This is a genomic window from Paraburkholderia sp. RL17-347-BIC-D (genome assembly GCF_046027915.1).
Taxonomy (GTDB): Bacteria; Pseudomonadota; Gammaproteobacteria; order Burkholderiales; family Burkholderiaceae; genus Paraburkholderia.
This window is the reverse complement of record NZ_JARESS010000047.1, coordinates 56,459-62,850: the sequence shown is the minus strand read 5'-3', so window position 1 is coordinate 62,850 and position 6,392 is coordinate 56,459. Positions and strand designations below refer to the sequence as shown.

At 59.7% G+C, this 6,392-nt stretch carries 5 protein-coding genes and 1 pseudogene; 1 reads left to right on the top strand and 5 read right to left on the bottom strand.

All coding sequences use genetic code 11. The features are described 5' to 3' along the window. The 5 genes from P0D96_RS37990 to P0D96_RS37970 all read right to left on the bottom strand — a co-directional run. A partial coding sequence (locus tag P0D96_RS37990; protein WP_408318897.1) for a substrate-binding domain-containing protein occupies nucleotides 1–703 on the bottom strand: 703 nt, incomplete at its 3' end. 37 nt (nucleotides 704–740) lie between these two features. Continuing rightward, nucleotides 741–1,655, bottom strand: a complete 915-nt coding sequence (locus P0D96_RS37985; protein ID WP_408318895.1) for a fumarylacetoacetate hydrolase family protein — start codon at nucleotides 1,653–1,655, stop codon at nucleotides 741–743. After that, the gene (locus P0D96_RS37980) at nucleotides 1,652–2,059 is read right to left on the bottom strand and encodes a GlcG/HbpS family heme-binding protein (protein WP_408318893.1); all 408 of its coding nucleotides are present in this window, start codon (nucleotides 2,057–2,059) and stop codon (nucleotides 1,652–1,654) included. The genes P0D96_RS37985 and P0D96_RS37980 overlap by 4 nt, the downstream gene beginning before the upstream one ends. A gap of 178 nt (nucleotides 2,060–2,237) precedes the next feature. Beyond that, nucleotides 2,238–2,933, bottom strand: a complete 696-nt coding sequence (locus P0D96_RS37975; RefSeq protein WP_408318891.1) for a dienelactone hydrolase family protein — start codon at nucleotides 2,931–2,933, stop codon at nucleotides 2,238–2,240. 128 nt (nucleotides 2,934–3,061) lie between these two features. Next, nucleotides 3,062–4,018 carry a WD40/YVTN/BNR-like repeat-containing protein gene (locus tag P0D96_RS37970; RefSeq protein ID WP_408318890.1) on the bottom strand — a complete coding sequence of 319 codons (957 nt, stop codon included), beginning with the start codon at nucleotides 4,016–4,018 and terminating at the stop codon, nucleotides 3,062–3,064. Nucleotides 4,019–5,111: 1,093 nt separating this feature from the next. On the opposite strand from P0D96_RS37970, the pseudogene P0D96_RS37965 reads away from it, so the two are divergent. Beyond that, nucleotides 5,112–6,042 (top strand): annotated as a pseudogene (locus P0D96_RS37965) (LysR family transcriptional regulator). Nucleotides 6,043–6,392: the final 350 nt, after the last annotated feature.

The following is a 6,392-nucleotide window of genomic DNA, read 5'->3' as shown; positions in this document are numbered from 1 at the left end:
AGACCGGATCGAAACCGCTCTCCCGTCGCGTACTCGCCAGAGACTCAGCTGTCAGGAAGGCGGCAAAATCCTGAGCAGCCTGTGCATGGTCAATGACCGCCAGCACATATTCCGTCTCGAGACGGAAGGTATGCGGCAATGGGCTGACGAGCACCGCCCCAGGGTTTTGGAGGACTTCGGTGCGCTGCGCGAAGGCAAGCACGCGCTTGTCTTTGGCGTCGCCCAGTGCCTCGACAGCCGGTGCTCCGCCTGAAAACTCGACAACGTTGGGGCGCAGGTCGCCAGTGAGACCAAGCGTCTCAAGCATGTGGACGAGATGACGCCCGACCGTCGACTGCCGCGTATCACCGGTATAGATCGCATTAACTTCACCCAAAGTCCGGCGCAGCGTTTCAATGGTGGAGATGTCGAATGCGCGCGCATCGCCACGGCATGCGAAGCAGGTCATCGTCGAACCGAGCGAGCCGGCCGGTGACACGCGATGCGGGAACGCCTGCTCAAGACGCTGCAACAATGCCGGCGTCAGAACCGTTAAATCGCAATGCCGCTGCGCCCGCATGGCTTCGCTAACGCGGTCGAAAGTCGCCCCCACGGCGGCAAAGTCCGCTAACAATGTTATCCGGTGGCGAGCCAAAAATGCATCGGAAACCATGCCAATCAAGCCACGTGCAGCACCGGCACTTTTGATAGTAAGTTGTTGCATCAAGCCTTCTGCCCCTGTCTCGACCGGTTGTACGGTGCTATTCCGCTGCAACCGCGTTACGCAGTGTGCCAACACCCTCGATCTCGACTTCGCATCGATCGCCGGCCTTCATGAACAACGGCGGGTTCCTTGAGAAGCCGATGCCGGCCGGTGTGCCCGAAATGATGATGTCGCCCGGCGCCAGCGCAAAGGGTTCGGAGCAGATGGAAATCAAAGTCGCGACATCGAAGATCATATCCGTGGTGACCGCGCTCTGCACAACACGTCCGTTAAGGCGCGTCTGAATCCGCAGGCCTCTCGCGCCAGCCGGCAATTCGTCCGCGGTGGTGATCTCAGGTCCGAAGGCTCCCGAACGATCGAAGTTCTTGCCCATCATCCACTGTGCCGACTTGAACTGATAATCGCGCAACGTTCCGTCGTTGAAAATTGAATAGCCGAACACGTGATCGAGCGCATGCTCTTTCGAGATGTAACGCCCCCCCTTGCCAATAACTACGACTAACTCGCCTTCGTAATCAAAGTGGTTCGATACCTTCGGCAATTGCAGCGCTTCGTCGTGTGCGACCCACGAAGATGGATACCGATGGAACAACACCGGATAGTCCGGTGTGGTCGCCTTAATCTCAGCAGCGTGATCAACGTAGTTAAGTCCCACGGCAATAGCCTTCGACGGCTTTTGGAGTGGTGTCAGAATGCGCAGTCCGAGGACCGGCTCGACACGCCTCGTCTGCTTCGCGATACTTTCCGCGCGGTCGATAGCATCGGGTCCCGACGCGAGCATCGCGTCTAGCGTGGCAGGAAGTCCTGCCGCGGTCAGATCAATGAAACCGCCAGCAGTGCGCACGCCGACGGCCGTCTGGCCATCTCTCGAAAACATAAAAAACTTCAAAGTCAATTCTCCAAATAATTCGGCACGCCTTGTTGTCAAGCAACGTGGCGTTCTCCATGTCAATCGCTCAGGCTGACAGCGGCGAGCGCGACCAGCGCACACTTTTCATCGTTGTCAGCGGTGTCTCCGCTGATGCCGATCGCGCCGCGAACACGCGTTTCCGTGTCGTGGATGAGTACGCCACCCGGGACGGGGACGACGTTGCCGTCAGTGAGTGCCGCAATCGCTGCAAAGAAATGCGGCAGATGGCCGACCCGTTCGGACATAACGCGGGTCGACTGTCCAAGACCCAACGCACCCCGCGCCTTGGCGGCCGCAATCTCGGCACGCATATTGCCGGAGTTGTCTTCGCGTTTCAGGGCAGTCAGGTGCCCGCCGCGATCCAGTACAGCGATTGTCATCGGCTGCAAGTTCAGTTTGCGCGCCTCGGACAACGCAGCGTCAATAATCCGCAGGGCTTGCGCCAAAGTAATGTCTGTCATGTCGCTACTCTTGATGATACTGATTGAATGGCTTAATGATGTTCGCAAAGACCCCAGAGGTGTCCTCGGTGGTCATGCCCTGCTCAACGTGCCCCGGTAGACAAGCGTGCCCGGGTCGGACTGGCGTGTCGCGGTATTGGCCTCATCGGCACGGTCGCCATCCTCATCCGAGATGCCTGTCCAGGAACGTAAGTGTCCGCCCCTGGGCGAGATCGTAGTCAGCCGGACTGAACCCCGCCGGACGAGCATCACAGCCGAAGCCATGCTTCGCGCCCGGATAGACGCAGATTTCGACCTCTGGCCGCGCCCCCCGCAGAGCATCCACATCCGCCATCGGCACGGACGCGTCCTGGTCGCCAAAATGCAGTAGTACCGGGCAGTTTGGTTTCTCGTCTCTCAAGGCCACCATTCCGCCACCGTACCAACCACAGGCGGCCTGGAAAATCCGCGTACGGGTAGCGGCAAGCCACGCCACATAAGCGCCGAGTGAATAGCCGACGATCCCGCACCGGGATGTCCCGAGCGCATCGGCAGCCGCTTCGATATCCGCAATCGTGGCGGAATCCGTCATCCGGCCGCGATACGCGCGACCCTTCATCCTTTCCTCCTCCGAATACCCCATGTCGACGCCACGCTCGATGCGATCGAACATCGCAGGTGCGACAACCTTATAGCCTCGCTTAGCGAAGCGATCCGCTACCTCACGGATATGCGCGTTGACCCCGAAGATCTCCTGCACGATAACCAACCCATACATAGAGACCTCCGGTCCCGCCTTATAGGCCGACAACTCAAACCCATCTTTCGCACACAAACTGATCTGGCTTCCCACAATATCGCTCCATCTGCTCTCGGTCATCGCTGACTTGTGTAAGGCTTATTGCTGACTTGCGTGCTGCCAAAGTGGTGACCATGCGAGGCTCCCACCGCCAACCGCCGATCCGCCTCAGGGAACCCCATGGCCCACTGTTGATCGCAGGAGGGTGGTCATATCCACGCCCATTCCAAACTGCGAATATCTCCAAACTCCCGCTTCACTTTCGTCCAGGAGGCGCCTCCGTCGCCGGAGCGGAAGACCTGCCCGAGCTTGGTGCTGCAGAAGATCACCATTGGATTCTCGGGATGAGGTGCAAACTTCCAGAGCGTGCTGTTGAGCTCTGTCGGCATGGGGACCTTGCGCCATGTGTCACCGTGGTCGTCGCTACGGAAAAGATAGCCCCAAGATCCCGGTGGCCCATTCCCGTTTGTGACAAAAATCGTTTGGGGGGCGTGAGGCGAGATAATCACAGAGCGCGTATACTGATTGGGCGCATCTAGAGGGATGTGGGACCACGTCTCACCCTCGTTGGTGGTCATGTGCAGGCCTTGGTCGGTCGCGGCGAAGACGCGCTCCTTAACCGACGAGACAGCAAGGCCGTGAATGTCGCCGGATATCAGTCCGCGAGTGGTCTGCTTCCATGTCTCGCCACGATCGCTCGAACGCCAGATGTGGTCAATCTCGACACCACCCCAGATCGTGTTCTCGTTCTTCGGATCGAACACAAACTTGGTGACGCGCGGATAGGTTACGGCGGCGCAGCTCTGCGCCAGACGTGCAGGAAGCCACTTCCAAGTCGTGCCGGCGTCAGTCGAGCAATAGAAAGCAGCGGGGCGTCGGGTCCCCGCGAGGATGAAATCCGGGTCCCATGGCGCGTGGGCAAGTGCCCAGACAGGCGTCCCACTCATCTCGTTGAAAAGTGGAACCCACCCCTCGTCGGCGCTACGCCAACGCATAATTCCGTTATCGGTACCTACCAGAAGTTCGCCCGGCCGAGCAGGATGCGAACTCAACGCCCACGCAGGCGTCACCGGATAATGAACTCCTTTCGTCATTCTGTTCCAAGTTTCGCCTTCGTCAGAGCTGGACCATGCCATCATCGTTGCAGTACCAATCACGATCTGCATTCGTGTTCTCCTTTTGTCTCATTTCCTTAGGTCGATTTATAGATGAAGGTGCGGGGCAGCCGGTAACCGGAATGTTTGCAGAGTTACCCTTTTGTTTGATCAAGCCCATCTGATCCGAACGGCAGGTAGTCGTGCAGTGTATGTCGGAGTCCCACGCGATCGCACGGCATCCGCAACGTGACACTGCGATAAGCCGTCGTCCGTCGCGGGGTTGCACGGAGACGACGCTGGCCGCATCGCCCCGCCTAGCCGATGGACCATAGGTCATCTTTGCAGCGAACGGATCTCTCGGGTCCGGCTGCCACCATCCAGTTGAGCCGCCGTGCCCATGGCGGCTTTGGTATTCCAGTGCTGTCCACCGCCACTCCTGCGGAGCGTCGGGCAACGGTGCGCGGCACTCCGCAGGACGTCGCTTCGCACGCCGGCGTAGCGTGGAGTGTTCCCGCACCGCCGACGTCGGCCCCATCAGATGGTTCACTGCCCCCGGCGGGCCTTCGCCAAGGCGCGAGCGCATGCGCAACGCACCGCCCAGCCTCAGTGCAGTCCCGATCGCGAGATCTGAATAGCGGGCTGCCCGCTTCGCGGGGCGCTCGATCAACAGATCGCCGACGACCTGCCGCGCTAGCGCTGCTTACGCAACAGCGGCCATTGGCTACGCCTCGTGTACCCCCGCCAGCGCCACCGCAAGCTTCGGATCGCCGGGCTCGGTAGCGTCGATTCGTCGCTCAGTTACGGACCGTTATAGACGCGCCACCGGCCGGCGGGGGGCCACAGCGCCTCAGCGTTTACGGCCCGATTGGCTGTGCCAGGATCGAGAGAGAGCCGCGCGATTCCAGAGGTTTTCAGGGTGATCCCTCCGGTCCTCGACAATCCGACGATTGCTACTGAGATCGTAAGAACGACAAGTGCGACGATTCGATTTTGTGCCATGGACTATGCGAAGCATCCCTTAGTTACCCATATGATTGAGTGCGTGACTAGCTTTCTCGATGTGTTCCTAAATGAACGTAAGGATGCAAGGCAGTTTTACGGAAATTGAGCCAATGGTTATTGCGAATCGCGCAAGAATCACCTTGCCTTAGCAGGGATATTTATGGATACGGTCCAAAACATGAGCGTACTTGTCCGCGTCGTTGAGTCGAACAGCTTCACGGGTGCCCCGCTGCATTTGAATGCGAACACAACGCACGTCTCGCGCGCGGTCTCGGATCTTGAGACGCATCTGCGTACGCCATTGCTCGATCGCACCACGCGGCGTCTCGCGCTCACGGAAGCCGGCGAGCGCTATCTGCAGCGTTGCGAGCAGATTCTTGCGTACGTTGACCAAGCTGAAGCCTGCGACGCTCATGCAAGGCCGTCCGGCAAGCTCAAGGTCCACACCATGACGAGTTTCGGTCAGCACTACGTCGTACCGGCCGTCGGCCGTTATCAGCAGCGCTACGCGGAAGTACATAGTGAACTGCCGGCGGCGCAGCGCGTGCCGGACTTGCTCGACGAGGGCTACGATGTCGCGCTCGTGCTGGGGGAGACTCTCCCGGATTCCGCGCTTGTATCGCAGCGTCAGGGCGGCGCCTTCAGCATTGTTTGCGCGTCGCCCGCTTACCTGGCGCGTAACGGCGTGCCGCAGATGCTCGCGGATCTAACTCGACATACCTGCCTGCAGGTGGTCACCGGTTTTCCCGGCCGACGAATGGATTTTCGATGGCCCGAACGGTCAGGAACGCCTTACATTCGAGATCGCGACCCTCCGAGTGAACGTGGCCGAAGCACAGGCGGTGGCTACGCGCGGGGGCATGGGCGTCGGTCTTCTTCCGATCCATTCGGCAATCAGCGGCCTGCGCAGCAGACGGTTAGTATCGGGGATGTCAGAATACACCTAGCAGAACATGAATCTGTACGCGTTGTACCTGTCGCGCCAGTACATCGACGCGAAGATCCGCGCTCGGGTCGAGTTTCTGCGCGCAGAGTTGCCAATCGCGTTAGCTGCAGATCAAGCCGAGTGGCGCGAGTTCGGCCGTCCCTGAAGTCGACGTGCATAACACGCCGAAAGCAACATTGACCGAGTTCGCCGAATGCCAGGGCCGACTATCACGAATTTGTGGCATCGCGCCATGCCCAGGCCGCACAGTTGGAACTGATCCTAATGGATAGCGATATATCGAATCGGAGATGAACTGTCACGGCCGGACGCTTAGCCACGCGCTACCGCAAGCGCATTCGAAACGGTCTGCCAGCATCAGGACTCCGATCGCCAGATCGGATACGGGCCGCCCGCTCGCCAAGGCGCCTACGATTGCGCGAGCGCGAACGCCTTGGGCGTGACCGACCGCGTCAGACTCCCTCGCCTGCACAGGCCTTCTCACGTGGGTCAATT